The sequence below is a fragment of the Microbacterium sp. CGR1 genome (assembly GCF_001266755.1).
GTDB lineage: Bacteria > Actinomycetota > Actinomycetes > Actinomycetales > Microbacteriaceae > Microbacterium.
Window position 1 is genome coordinate 1,789,564 of record NZ_CP012299.1, and the last position, 14,496, is coordinate 1,804,059.

Consider the following 14,496-nt stretch of genomic DNA (forward strand, 5'->3'; position numbering starts at 1 on the left):
GACATCGAATAGCATCAGACAAAACGCCATATATCAGGGGGAATCGCGAGTGTCGGTAGCAGGATTGAAGAAGACGGCGCGGGCTCAGTACATCGAGGCACGCCGCGTGTACGCCACGGGCGCCTTGCTCAGGAGCGGGATATTCGACCATTCCTACTACTCCGAGATCGTCCAGCTGAAGGGGCAGACACCCCGACAGGCGATGCAGCACTATCTCGCTCACGGCATCGGATCGGGGCTTTCTCCGCACCCGCTGATCGAGATCGAGTTCTTCCCCTCGAGCGTCCGCAATGCGACCCGCGCGCGAGACGGCGTGGCGACCTTGCTCAGCTACCTGCGCAGCCCCCACGCGCGGACACATGCCTGGGGGCCGTTGTTCGATCCTCGCCTCACCGACGAAGACCCCCTGGACCTGCTCTCCCGTCTCCGCCCCGACCAGGTTCTCCCTGTCCCCGAGGGGTTCGCGGGCGCCGTCCCGACCTTTGGCGAGGCGCGCAGGGCGGCCATCGAGTTCGCAGAGACCCACCGGGACCAGATGGCCGCCGCGCTGCCGCCTCGTCGCAAGACATGGGACCACAAAGAGACTCAGCAGTGGATCACGGGCGTCACTTCGGCGAACGCTCCCTCGCGCGCGCTCGTCTCCGTGATCATGCCGGTTCTGAATCGAGCCGATCTCGTGGGGGTGGCGATCGAATCCGTGCTCGCGCAGACCCATGACCAGTTCGAATTGATCGTCGTCGATGACGGGTCGACCGACACCACACGTGACGTCGTCGCAGAGTACGTGCGCACCGACCCTCGGGTGCGCCTTCTCGCAGGTCCCCACGCGGGCGTCGGCGCCAGCCGCAACACCGGGCTGGAGCAGGCGCGGGGCGAGTTCATCGCGTTCCTCGACAGTGACAACAGTTGGACCCGCAGATTCCTCGAGCTGTCGTTGGCTGCCCTCGACGCGGCTCCCGACGTCGTCGCGTCCCATGCTGGACTGCGATTGCACGGCGACGACGATGTGGCCTATCGCGGCGGCGATGCACAGCTCATCGACCTTCAGCTCGCAAACTCCATCGACTTGAACGTGCTGGTGGTTCGGGCGCAGGCCCTGCAGGAGACCGGCGTCTTCGACGTCACGCTGCGCCGCTGGGTGGATTACGACCTCGTCCTTCGACTGGCGAAGCTGGGACGACTCGAATACCTCCCGTTCGTCGGATGCGAATACGACAACAAGAGTGCCGACGGGCGCATCACTCAGAATGAGTCACAGCACTGGCAGTGGGTCGTCACTGAGCGCAACCTCATCGACTGGGAGGCCACGCGCCGGTCCGTCGAGGACCGCGTCGCAGATCGCACGAGCCTCGTGACTGTCGTCGCCGGATCGACAGGGCACGCCGCTCGGTCCATCGACCGCCTCCTGCACTCCTTCGATGACGATCTCGAGGTCGTCATCATCGACAACGGTTCACGTGCTGCGGTCGGTCGGCACCTGACGCTCCGCTATATGAGCGAACCGCGAGTCCGGTACGTCCGCCTCCCGGCGAACAACAACTTCGCCCTCGCGGCCAACTACGGATTCTCCCTCACCACGGGCGCTCAGGTCGCGTTCCTCGACCCTGATGCGGATGCCCGAGACGGTTGGCTCGAGGCCCTGTCGACGAGGCGGCGGGAGCGCGGGGCAGCCGGTGTTCAAGCCCTCCTGGTGAACCGGGACTACACAGTGCAGCACGCCGGCTATGCCTTCTACGACCAGCTGCCCCTGCCGAGCGGGCTGCTCGCGAATCTCACTATCGACGACGCCGCAGTCGTACGGACTGATGACCTGACCGCCATCAGCGCCAGCGCCAGTCTTTTCGACGCCGCGATCTTCGCCGAGCTCTCGGGCTTCGACCCGATGTATGCGAACGGCCTCGAAGATATGGACTTCTGCCGTCGGGCGAAGCGCGAGATGCCCACGGCTCGATTCGAATGCGAACCGCAAGCGATCGTCGTTCATCAGCCGGGCACCAGTGCCTATCGCGAACGCCGACAGGTGCAGAATCGCCGCACCTATCTCGAGCGTTGGCACGGACAGAGCGCACCCGACGACCGATACCGCTACGGCGCTCTGGGTATGACGGTCGCCGGCTTCGCGCCCACCTTCAGCCCTGGGCAGCCGTCGGCCAATCCAGTGCTGCTGAGAGAGTCGCGTCGTCTCGAGACCGCATCCGCGACCTCACCCACGCAGTTGCGCTGGGCCATCAAGACCGGCGTTCCGTGCACGCGGGGCGGCGATCACTGGGGTGACATCCCGTTCGCGTCCGATCTCGCACGCGCACTCAGGGCTCAGGGGCAGCAGGTTGTCACGGATCGGCATGAGGCCTGGACCCGGTCGACCTCGTACCTCGACGACGTCGTGCTGACACTGCGAGGACGCCATGCGATCCCTCCGCAGCCCGGGGCTGTCAACATCCTCTGGGTGATCAGCCGACCGGAGCTGGTGACTGTCGACGAGGTTCGCGGATACGACCTCGTGTACGCCGCCTCGGAGAAGTGGGCCGCTTGGATGTCGGCACGCTCCGGTCGAACCATCGAGCCGCTTCTGCAGGCGACGTCGCCTGAACGCTTCAGGCCCGACCTGGACCCGGTCAGTGAGCCCGATGATCTGATCTTCGTCGGAGGAAGTCACGGGCACGAATTCGGACGCGCCATCGTGGGAATGGCCGTGCAGGCCGAAGCTCCGGTCGGCCTCTGGGGCCCCGGCTGGCACAAGTTCGCGCCCGAGCGCTATGTGCGCGACGGGTACCTCGATGCCGATCGTCTGCCGCACGCCTACAGGTCGGCGAACATCGTTCTCAATGACCACTTCTCCGACATGGCGGAGTGGGGCTTCATCAACAACCGCACGTTCGATGCCCTCGCCTGCGGAACACCGCTGATCAGCGACGCGATCGACGGCCTGGAGATCTTCGAAGGTGCCGTGGTCGTCGCGGACTCGGTGGAGCGCATGCGCGAGCTCGTCACCGATCGAAGCTGGATGCCGTCGGCCGAGCGGATGGCCGAGATCGCCTCGAGAATCCGCGCGGATCACTCCTTCGATTCGCGGGCCCGTACGCTTCTCGACGCGGCGCTGTCGCGGCGTAGCTGACGTGAGGGCACGTGCCACGCCTCCACAGCCCGGGTATCCGAATGGGATCGATCATCGGATGCCGGCACGCTTCCCGACCCCCGGCGAGGCGAGTCCACGACTACTCGCCTTCTCTCTCGATTCGCTTGTATAGTTCGTGACAGCGTCGCCGGTCAGAAGACCACCCGAAGGTTCCGCGCCCGTCGAGTACCCGCCCGGTTCGACGAGCGGCTCCGGGGCCTCGACTTGCTCTGACATGAATACCCGCATCGTGCACGAAGACTGGGAGACCTAGTGCGAATTGCTCACTTCGGCACATTCGACGTCGCCAACTACGGCGATCTCCTGTTCCCCCGTCTTCTGGAATGGCGACTCGCAGACATCTCAGATGAGGTCGTTCATATATCGCCGGTAGGCGGCATACGGATCTATCGGGATGTTCCCGTCAGCCGTTCTCTGGCCGACGTGCAGCGAGCAGGAACCGAGTTCGACGCCGCCGTTGTCGGGGGCGGGAACATCATCCATGACAATGGGACCAACCTCGCCACCTACAAGAGTGTGAAAAGCGTGGCGTACCCGCGATTGTGGCTCGGTGCCACGCAACTCGCAACGAGACAGCGGATCCCTCTGGTGGTGAACGCCCCGGGAGTTCCCAAGGTGCCGGGCAGGACGGCCGCACCTCTGATGCGTCGCTTCGCCTCCCGAGCCGATTACCTCTCCGTCCGCGACACCTACAGCCAAGAGGTACTGCGGTCTATCGGCGTCCCGGGAGCCACCGTGGTCCCCGATTCCGCACTGGAACTCCGCGACATGTTCACCACGAGCGCGCCTGCGAACCTGGACGCGCCGACCCGGCTGACGGAGACGTTGGACTCCCGGTTCGCAGCAGTGCACATCAATGCCCGCTACAAGGGCGGCGACGTCGCGTCGCTCGCCCGACGTCTCGATGAGCTATCCGCGACGCTCCAAGCGACGATCGTCCTCATCGCCATCGGTCCTTGTCACGGCGACGACGATTTCGCCGAGACGGTGGCTGCACAGATGCACTCTGACCCGGTCGTGTTCGGAGCGCCGAAGGCCGTAGAGGACATCGCCTACGTGATCTCTCGCTCGTGCGCGTACATCGGCTCATCCATGCACGGGTTCATCACTGCCGCGTCGTTCGGAGTCCCCGGACTCATCGTCGCCAGCCACGCCGCCCAGCACAAGTTCCGCGGGCTGCTTGCGCACCTCGACGCCGAAGAACGCCTGGTCTCGAGCTGGGACGAGGCCCTGAAGGTCCTCAGCGCCGGCGGCCGGCAGACCGCACTGACCCCCGTCGATATCGAGCCGGCCCTCCGGAGAATCGACGATCACTGGGCTGAGCTTCGAGGGGCACTGCAGGGCGCTGCCCGGACGGTCGCTGCCCACTAGCAGCGCGTCGGCCAGGAGGCGGACACACTCGCCGTCGGCCCCGCGCAGCGGGGCCGACGGAATCACACCGCGATCATTGCGTCCTAGTGCGGGGTTCTCGCGGTATCCACCGCTGATCTCAGGAACCGATCGAACCGGGGCTGCTGACCCGCGAGCATGCCGTTCTCGACCAGCCAGGCGCGGCCCTCGATACGCGATCCTTCCGACTCGACCTCGGTGGTCGTGCGACGGAGCGCATCGACCCATGTGTCGACCGAGTTCGCGACGGCTGTCACCCCGGGGATCGAGGTCTCCCGGTACGGCCCGACGGCGCTGGCGACAGTACGCATCCCCAGGGCGAGATGTTCGAGGAGCTGGAGGTCAGACCGGGACGCGTCGAGCTCCGTGCCCGCCAGCGGTGCGATCGCGAAGTCGACTCGTTCGGCGCACTCATGCAGCCATTCGACGGACTGCGGGAACTGCCGAACGCTCTCCGGCGCCTCGAAGCCCTGCAGCCAGGGCCGGCCGTCTCGCAGCTCTTCCAGCTCATCTTCAGCGGTGATGCCGATCAACACGAGTTCGAAGTCGGGGCGGGTGGCCGCGAACGCATCGAGCGCCGGGAGCACCACGTCGAGATCCGCGCGGTGCGTCCGGTCTCCGAGGTACAGCGCGCGGACCTTCCCATCTCGTACCCGCGGACTGACCGGCACGCTCCACAGACGATCACTCAGCGCGGCAGGGAAGACCTCAACCGGAACATCCAGATCCGCCAATCGGTCACGGCGCGCCTCTGTCGACACCGAGAAGGCCGTCGCGCCGCGCAGCAGCGCCGTCGATGCAGGTGCATCCGCGACATCTCTCAGGCGCGCGTCGCTTTCGGAATCGGCCGGCATCAGATCGCCGTCCTCCTCGATCACGAGCGCCGCACCGGCCGCGCTGAGTGCCGTGATCAGGTCAGTGACGGCTGCGGCGGGTACCGCGTCGCGCTGCACGATCAATCCGTCGATCAAGCCCTGCCGCACGGATGCGATCGCGCCGTCCGGTGTGACCCGCACGAAGTCCACATCGCGGGCCACAGAGTTCCGCGTGCGTTCCCACAGTCGGATATAGGTCGATGCGGGGGCTCGCGTGAGGTCACGGGAAGAACGGGAAAGGACGCCGACTCGGAGCGTGTCAGACGAATCGCCTTCCGATCCGGCGAGAATCCGGCGGTAGACGTCGAGGTACCGCAGTGCCATCTGCTTCGTCGTCCACGCGATGCCCCAACCGTTCTGCCAATCGTGGACACCACGCAGAGCCGCCACGCGTGCCTCACGATCGTAGAGCGCCTCCGTCATCTGCGTGAGCAGGGAGGGGGCGTCCAGGCCGTCGAGAACCCAGCCGGCATTGAAGCGTCTCACGCGCTGCGCAACGTTGGGGAAGTCGAGAACGAAGACGGGGATGCCGACGCTCCACATCTCCGTGACGGTATGACAGTAGGTTTCGTCCCAGATCGAGAGCACCGCTCCCGCATGGGGCGCGATCTTCTCGACGAGTTTGCCGAAGTTCTCACGCTTGTAGGCGCCGTGGTAGACGACGCGTGACCCCTTGGATTCGAACTTCTCTTTTATCGGTCCGAGAATGTGCCACTCGATCTGCCCCTGGGCATCGGCGTCCGCCATCGATCGCAGGATCTCCGCGCCCTTCGCCGCGTTGATCCCCCCCGGCACCAGAATTCTGATGGGCTCGCCATATACCGGGCGAGCGGCGACGAAGCGGAGGACTTCGAAGTCCCGACCGTGTTCGATGACACTGAACCGCTCGGGATCCATCTCGGGAAAGTGGTAGAGGATCAGGTCGCGGGCGCTGTCCGACGTGGTGACGAATGCGTCGCACATCCGGATCGCCCGCCAGAAACGGTCCTGCCACCATTGCAGCCATTCGCCTGTCGGTGTCGGGTATTGCTGCACCGGCCAGCCGGAGTCCCGGTACACCGAACCTGACCCCACGTACTCGTCACCCAGGTAGGTGCCCCGATCGTCGATCAACTTCAGGTTGGGAGACAAGGCGTAGTAATCGTGGAAGGAGACGACGACCTTCATCCCGAGCTGGCTCGCGATGCCCGGCAGCGACAGCGAGTGCCACAGCAGATGCCTGATGTGGACGATGTCGAAATCGCACTGTCTGAGCCACGACCCGACCACGCTGTCATACTCGGGCGAGATGTGACCGATCGGCTCGAGCTCGTGATGCAGTTCGTGTCGGTACACTTCGTGGAGCTCGCCGTCGACGACCCGACTCAGAGTCATCTCCCGCGAATCACAGCGCAACACCCAAGGCTCCACGGCGTCGTCGAGCGCATTCATGAGGTCCGCATTCGTCTGAGGCGTCCCACCCGTCGTCGTCGAGATGACGTAGAGAACACGAGGAAGCGCGACAGCGCTCCTGGACGCCACGGTCAGCGCGACGTGCGCACGATTTCGTGCGATCGCGATCTCCGGGCTCTCTCGGAAAACGCGGATCGCGTGCTTGTATTCGGGGTATCGAGCGTCTACGACGGCCCGGCCTGCGGCGAGCAGTTCGGTCTTGCTATCGCCGAAGCTCTTCGATCGATCGTGGAAGACGTAGGTGCTGTCATCGATGACGTGGATCCAACCGGCGCGGCCCGCGCGCATGCAGAAGTCGTTCTCCTCGCCATAACCACGCGGGAAAGCCTGCGAATCGAGCGGCCCGATCTCCTCGATGCAGAGTCGGCTGATCCACATGCAGAAACCGTTGCCGGTGGGGACTCTCGGATACACCCTCACCGATTCCCGGCGGAACGCGCGCGCATAAGCGATCTCGTCGACGCCGGCAGGCAGCGGATTGTCGTTCCCGATTCGCGGCGCCGAGAACGCGCCGGCTCGGTCGGACATGGCGGTCACTGTCGCGGTTCGAGGCGAGTTGGCGGCGGCGGCGAGCATGCCGTCCAGCCATCCCGGCGTGACGCGCGCGTCCGAGTTCAGGAGCACGACGTCGTCGTCCCCTGCTTCGACGATCCCCCGGTTCACGGTCCTCGTGAACCCCATGTTCGTCTCGTTGCCGAGGATCCTGAGCCTCGTCTCGTCGCGGTGGCGAGCAAGCACCTCTCTCACCCGTGCATCGGGTGAGCAGTCGTCGATCAGCAGGATGCGTGCGGTTTCAGGGGTGTGAGCCAGGAGACGCTCGATGCATATCGCCACATCGTCCGGCGCGTTGTAGATCGGGACGATGATGGTCACGCCACGGCGCGAGGGCTCTTCGAAGCGGACGCTTCCCCCCTGCGACTGGCGCGGGCGTGCGCTGAAGCGATACTCGCTGCTCGTCGTCTGGTCGGGGAACCGCAGCGAGAGTGCGTGCTCAGCACCGTCGGAGATCCATCGGTGCAGCGGATTGATGAATCTCACTCCGCCCTGGCCGTTGGCGAGGCCGGCTTTGCGCAGGTCATTTCGCGGCAGCGAGTTCTTGACCGTCAGATATGGATGGCCGTCGAGAAGCACTTCGACATCGAAGACGTCATCCGGCCAGTTCTCATTGATGGCCCATCCGCGCACGTCAGCGTCGTCGGTGACTTCGAGGCGGCCGCGGTACGAGTCTTTGAGGGCGGCGGTGCTCACCTCTCTCTCGAGCATGATCGACCCGTCTGCGGGATCGCGGAGCGACACCACGACCGAGTCTGCCGAGGGGCGGAACTTGCCGGTGGGAACACTGAATCCCCACGATCCTGTTCCGGCCCCCGTGGCGAGTTCCGGAACTGCGAGGTCGCACCTGTGACCTGCAGCGACGCGGTGTTCGTCGAGATAGATGTCAGCGACGACAGGGTCGTTCTTGCCGTTCAGCTTCACCCAACCGTTCAGCGCCCGGTTCTTGGGCTCGCGGATGGCACCGCGCCAGGGCGTGCCGCTGAAAGGCGCTGCGAACTCGCGCTCTGCGATCAGTTCGCCCGATCCGTTCGCCAGGACTGCGACCTTCACACGCTCCCCGAACGTCGCGGAGGCGGGGAGTTCCCACACGTAACCGTGCCTGCCATGAGCGTCACCGGCGGAGACGAGATCCTTCCGGAACCTGTCGGCGGGGACGTTCGTCGCGACGAGCACGCCGTCGAGCTCGATGTCGATGTGAAGACTCGAGCCGTCGCCGTCGCGACGAGCCCACCCGAACACACCTCGTCCATTGAACCCGTCGATCACTCCGACCAGTGCTGTCATATCGGCAGCCACACCCCTCCTAGTACGGCGCGCAGAAAGAACCTGTCTTTGCGGATCACGAGCCGATGCCAGGATATCGCAACGCCCCGCGCGGCCCCGGTCCCCGCACGCCCCCGTCGCCACGCCGTCATATCGGGCGGCTCAGACCGAGAAGTGCAGCGCGAGCGCGCGCATGTACGCTACTGAAGGCAGACGCGCCTGCGCGCAGATGATTGGGAGTGGCTGGACAATGAGCGACTATGTGTTCATCAGTGACCGGACTGGCCAGGGTGCACAGATCCTCAACAACCGGTCCTCTTCCTTGATCGCGGCGCTCGGATACCGCTCCGAAGGCGCGGAGCTCTTGGTCTCAGCCGACCGACGCATGGCGGCCATGCACTTCTCGCGCTCCACTCACCTCTATCGGGCGAGCGATCAGAGGCACACGGACCTAGACGGCGCGGTGACCCTGCTCAAGGGCCATGCGATCAGGCGCGGGCGGGACGATGCCCACCTCCTGACCGCCGAGGCGATCGCCCGCGAGATCACGGGCGGAGGCTCGCCGACTCTGCGCGAACGCCTCGTCGGCGACTACGGCATCTGTCACTTCGATGGAAGTGACGCAACCTTCGTGAGTGACCCCCTGTCCATGGTCCCGCTCTTCTACCACGAGGCCGGGGATGGGACATGCATCGTCACCACGCGACCGCGTTTGATTCAGGCCCTGACGCCGCACTTGGACTTCGACTACCGAAGCCTCGCCTGGCAGGCGATCGCATTCTGGCCCTTGGGAGAGGACACCCTGGTCAGCGGCATTCGTCGCGTGCCCCAGGGTGGCTGGCTCGGAATCACGGACAGCGGCGTTCTGGTCCATGAGCGTCCTCTCTCTTATCTCAACCGTCAAGACGGCGGCGAGATGCGCGCGGAACTCGCGCGAGATCCCGAAGCGGTGTTGGACCGGGTGGTCGGCGAGATGGCCGGCTCGCTTCGAGCTGTGTTCGATACGGGAGCGAGGGTGAACCTGGCGCTCACCGGTGGCCGCGATTCTCGCGCCATCGCGGCCTTGGCGACCATGACCGGTCCCCTCCCGGCCACTCTGGCGGCGTTTTCCAACGGTGTCCCGGATCACCCCGATGTCGTCGTGGGCCGTAGTGTCGCCGAGGCGATCGGCGCTGAGTTCACCAACAACATTCCCAAGCCCGCGAGCTTCTCCTCGGGAGACATATTCAGGCAGCGCCTCGGCGCGGTCTTCCGCTACGACGGAATGCTGCCGATCTGGGATGGCGGAGGGAGCGCGGGCATCTCGCCCGCGGTACTGCTCCAGGGTCACGTGGGTGAGGTGTATCGGGACAAGTGGTTCAGCACTCCGTACGCTTCTCCCGAAGATTTCGCTCTGCGGATGTTCGCGGGAGCCAACATCGATCCGAATGATCTCCTGCGGGCGGACGCTGCCGCAGACCTCAAGGAACAGCTGGTTGAGCGCGCACGCTATTACGTCGACAGCGGCGCGAGCGTGGCCCAGCTCGGAGGCGTCTTCCGCATCGAGGGCATGCAGTCATGGGAGAGCGCACAGTTCTCCCAGGGAGCATTGTGGGCGAGCCACCCCGTGCATCCTCTCTACGACCCGGACCTGATCGATCTCTCCTTCCTGGCTCCGCCGGAATGGCGAAACGACGAACGTATCCATTACGAGATCGTCAAGCGGAGTCGTTTCGATCTGGTCGACCTGCCGTTCGCCGAGCACGGTTGGCACGGCGGATTGGAACTGAATGCGGGGTGCAGCGCCGTCCACGTGCCTCCCGTGCGGAACACCCGCCAGCTCGTGTCGGCGTCGGGCTGGCAATCTGCCCTGTTCTTCAAGTCCCCCTTGCAGCGGCGCTTCCTTCAGATCATCGACGAATGCGGATCGAGCCCCCTCTGGGACTACTTCGACAAGGAGAAGGCGAGGTCCGCCATCACGGACGCTCGCGCGGACATCCCGTCGATCAAGATGACCCGGCTCTATTCACTCCTGACATCTCTGTGCTACGCGCACGGCTATGAGCTCCCGCTCAAGTTCAACGCCGAGGCGGGAACGGAGACGCTCGAAGCGCGAACGATATTGCGCGCGAAGTCGGGCGCAGCTGTGCTGTTCGACGGGCGTCAGAAAGGGACACCTGTCGATCTCACCGCTTCCGACGCGCTCGACGGCGTTCCCGTAGCGGACGCGCCCGACCTCGTCATCGACGCCGCGTCCGGGAACGACGCCGCTTTTGCGAGGGACACGGACGTCTACGATCTCCATCTCGAGCTGCGGCAGGTCGCCAACGAGAGACGCAAACTCGAAACGGAGCTGCGCGCCGTACGGCGCGAACTGGATTCGTTGCGCAAGCGCGATTCCCCCGCTGTGTGATCAAGCGTCTGATCGACGATCCGGCTGAGAACGGCTCCTACCTACGGGGAAGTCCACCGTTGGGGATGGTCGGCGCTGCCTCCGGGCATCGGCGATCTGTCGCTCCGGCGGAATCGCCACTCATGCGATCCGTCGCTCTGGCGGGACCCGGCGATCCGCGAGGAAGGCTCTGGACTGTGCCGCGCGCGGTGAGCTGATGCTTCTCCAGGCCTCCAGGAACTCGGGCTCGAAGGGCTCTGCGATACCTCGGGACGCACGGTACAGCGCGAAGGGCAGGGCGTTCTCATCCGAGTACACGCGGGAGAGATAGCGCTCGGCGTTGCCCGTGAAGATGATGTCGGGCTCGATCAGTTCCACCATCTCGCGGTGATAGAACCTGGTCCTCAGACACACCACCCGGGTGAAGACTCCGCTCAGGTGTTTCAGCATCAGCCGGAAGAAGGAATCTCCGAACAACAGGACCGTCTTGTTGATCGGCGCGTCCGGACTGAGGAGGATGTCGATCATCCCATCGTTGAAGCCGCCCCCGCTGTTGAACTCCTGCACCTCCCAATCGGGGTGGAGCTGGAGCGCCTCTTGAAAGCGCTCTGGATTCAACTTGCTCCCGAGGTCTCCTGACCAACGGCGTGGTCGCATGATCCGGCTCGCCACTCGATCGAGTGCCTCGGGTGCCTCCACTCCGACAGCCGCCACCATCTCGCGCAGGACGACGAGCGAGCCTGTGTGCGACAGATGGGTGTCGAGAGGCAGGCAGCTGTTCGGCTCCTGGCGAAGCTCGCGCACGGGGTAGACGACGCGCGGAACCATCGTCGCTGGAAGCTGCTCGAGATACGTCTCGCCCAACCTGACGACAGGCTGGAACGGAAATTCTTCCGTCAGGACGGACTGCTTGTCCGGGAACACGACATGCGCGTAGCCCACACCTCGTGCGAAGGTGTCGGCAGCGCGAGCCTCGAGATTGCGAGAGAAGACTCGGACGGACTCCGGCGCCGGTTTCAGCTCGCCGGTCGCATACTGGAGAGGCTGCTGATTTCCCCCGGCCAGGAAGGCGACTCCGCTGCTCGAGACCAGAACGTCGTTCTCGATCCGCCAGCTCGGGAGCGTTCCTCGATCTTGATCTCTGGCGTTCATGGCGTTCCTCCGATCAAGATGCTGGTTGTCCAGCCCCCGAAATCCTATCGGCCTGCCCGCAGTCGAACTGAACCCCAAGCTGTTCCAGATCTCGGATACGGCAGCCTCTTCGAGAACCTAGACCGGGATCCGCACCGTAGGCGCGTCCCCCGTCTCCCAGAAGTCCGCGTCCAGCACGCGGGTCACCGGATCGGGCTCCTCGGCCCACGCCGTCGCCGCCTGCACCGGTGACGCGTGACGAGCCGCCGCTCGCGCCGCGTTCTGCCGTTGCAGTTCGGCCGCGGCGGCGCGACGCTCCCACAGCTCGCGTTCGATCATCGTGCGATCCCTGGCGTGGATCATCGCCCTCAGGATCATCGCCAGCAGCAGACCCGCATATCCGCCGACCGTGTTGGCGAGCACGTCGAGAACGGTCGAGACGCGCTCGTCCAGGGCGATGCCCTGCGTGAACTCGATCGCTCCGGAGAAAGCCGGCAGCAGGAAGATCGCGAGCCACCAGGCCTTGCGCGCGAGCGCGAGTCCGAGCAGGAATCCGAGCGGCACGAACATGCCGATGTTGGCGACGAACTCCAGCTCGTTGTAGCCGAACCGCTCGGGCACCCCGAGGTTGTGCAGTGCGCGGAGCACGCGCCCGGCGATGCTGTCGAACTCGAGCTGCTCGGGCTGCGGCCACATCGTCACCAGCAGCACGAAGGCGGAGTAGACGATGAGCAGCAGCGTCGAGATCCACAGCCGCGCATGGCTTCGCGGAGGCGGCGGTCCCACGTGGATCTGTGTCATGGTCGCGTTCCTCTCATGCCCGGGGCCGGGCGACGACGCCTGCGGACAGACTCGGGCCATGCTATCGATCGTCGATCGCATCTCGCCGCGAAGTCACCGAGAAACCGCCTCGGAGGCCCACTGCCCCGGGTACGACACAGGGGCCGGACCCGAAGGCCCGACCCCTGTGCGAGAAAGCAGATGCTTACTTGATGATCTTCGTGACCGTACCGGCGCCGACGGTGCGTCCACCCTCACGGATGGCGAAGCCGAGGCCCTCCTCCATGGCGATCGGCTGGATCAGCTCGACCGTCACGTCGGTGGTGTCGCCGGGCATGACCATCTCGGTGCCCTCGGGCAGCGTGATGACGCCGGTGACGTCGGTGGTGCGGAAGTAGAACTGCGGGCGGTAGTTCGTGTAGAACGGGTTGTGACGCCCACCCTCATCCTTGGACAGGATGTACGCGGTACCGGCGAAGTCGGTGTGCGGCGTGACCGAACCCGGCTTGACGATGACCTGACCGCGCTCGACGTCCTCACGCTTCGTGCCACGGAGCAGGAGACCACAGTTCTCGCCGGCCCATGCCTCGTCGAGCTGCTTGTGGAACATCTCGATACCCGTGACCGTGGTCTTGACGGTCGGACGGAGTCCGACGATCTCGACCTCGGAGTTGATGGCCAGCGTGCCACGCTCGGCGCGGCCGGTGACGACGGTTCCACGACCGGTGATCGTGAAGACGTCCTCGACGGGCATGAGGAACGGCTTGTCCTTGTCGCGCACGGGGTCGGGAACGTTGTTGTCGACGGCCTCCATGAGGTCGAGGATGGACTGGGTCCACTTCTCGTCACCCTCGAGTGCCTTCAGAGCGGAGACGCGGACGACAGGAGCGTCCTCGGCGAAGCCCTGCGAGGCGAGCAGCTCGGAGACCTCGAGCTCGACGAGCTCCAGGATCTCCTCGTCGTCGACCATGTCGGCCTTGTTCAGTGCGACGAGCAGGTAGGGGACGCCGACCTGCTTGGCGAGCAGCACGTGCTCACGCGTCTGAGCCATCGGGCCGTCGGTGGCGGCGACCACGAGGATCGCGCCGTCCATCTGAGCAGCACCGGTGATCATGTTCTTGACGTAGTCGGCGTGGCCGGGAGCGTCAACGTGCGCGTAGTGGCGCTTCGGGGTCTCGTACTCGATGTGCGAGATGTTGATGGTGATTCCACGCTGGCGCTCTTCCGGCGCCGAGTCGATGGAAGCGAAGTCGCGCTGCACGTTCGTGTCGGAGGGGTACTTGTCAGCAAGCACCTTCGAGATCGCTGCGGAGAGCGTGGTCTTGCCGTGGTCGACGTGACCGATGGTTCCGATGTTGACGTGCGGCTTGGTCCGCTCGAACTTGGCCTTAGCCACTTGGTCCTCCTCAGGACGTCGTGTAGAGGTCACCGGGCACTGGATTGCGACCGGATCTCTACGGGTTAGGTTCTCAGTTTAGTAGAGAGGGAATGTGAAGTTGTAGGGGACCTGGGAGCCGGGCGTGAACCCGGCTCCCAGGAAAGTG

The 14,496-nt window shown here is 65.0% G+C and carries 7 protein-coding genes; 3 read left to right on the forward strand and 4 right to left on the reverse strand.

The genetic code is table 11. From position 1 onward, the window contains the following. Positions 1 to 49 precede the first annotated feature (49 nt). A complete protein-coding gene (locus tag AKG07_RS08675; protein WP_150115100.1) occupies positions 50 to 3,115 on the forward strand; it encodes a glycosyltransferase in 3,066 nt (1,021 codons plus the stop codon). A gap of 273 nt (positions 3,116 to 3,388) precedes the next feature. Beyond that, positions 3,389 to 4,507 carry a polysaccharide pyruvyl transferase family protein gene (locus AKG07_RS08680; protein WP_053097503.1) on the forward strand — a complete coding sequence of 373 codons (1,119 nt, stop codon included), beginning with the start codon at positions 3,389 to 3,391 and terminating at the stop codon, positions 4,505 to 4,507. An 83-nt stretch (positions 4,508 to 4,590) separates the two neighbouring features. Here AKG07_RS08680 and AKG07_RS08685 read toward each other — a convergent pair whose 3' ends face one another. Then, positions 4,591 to 8,691: a glycosyltransferase gene (locus tag AKG07_RS08685; RefSeq protein WP_053097504.1), complete on the reverse strand. Its 4,101-nt coding sequence runs from the start codon at positions 8,689 to 8,691 to the stop codon at positions 4,591 to 4,593. Between the two features lie 229 nt (positions 8,692 to 8,920). Here AKG07_RS08685 and AKG07_RS08690 point away from each other — a divergent pair, with 229 nt between their 5' ends. Beyond that, positions 8,921 to 11,062, forward strand: a complete 2,142-nt coding sequence (locus AKG07_RS08690; RefSeq protein WP_053097505.1) for a hypothetical protein — start codon at positions 8,921 to 8,923, stop codon at positions 11,060 to 11,062. 120 nt (positions 11,063 to 11,182) lie between these two features. Here the strand turns inward: AKG07_RS08690 and AKG07_RS08695 are convergent, their stop codons facing one another. The 3 genes from AKG07_RS08695 to tuf all read right to left on the reverse strand — a co-directional run bounded on the left by AKG07_RS08695 (position 11,183) and on the right by tuf (position 14,348). Continuing rightward, complete coding sequence (locus AKG07_RS08695; RefSeq protein ID WP_053097506.1) at positions 11,183 to 12,193, reverse strand: hypothetical protein; 1,011 nt, start codon at positions 12,191 to 12,193, stop codon at positions 11,183 to 11,185. A 117-nt stretch (positions 12,194 to 12,310) separates the two neighbouring features. After that, positions 12,311 to 12,973, reverse strand: a complete 663-nt coding sequence (locus AKG07_RS08700) for a VanZ family protein (RefSeq protein ID WP_053097507.1) — start codon at positions 12,971 to 12,973, stop codon at positions 12,311 to 12,313. Positions 12,974 to 13,157: 184 nt separating this feature from the next. Then, on the reverse strand, positions 13,158 to 14,348 hold the full coding sequence (gene tuf, locus AKG07_RS08705; protein ID WP_053097508.1) for an elongation factor Tu: 1,191 nt from the start codon (positions 14,346 to 14,348) through the stop codon (positions 13,158 to 13,160). Between the last annotated feature and the right edge of the window lie 148 nt (positions 14,349 to 14,496).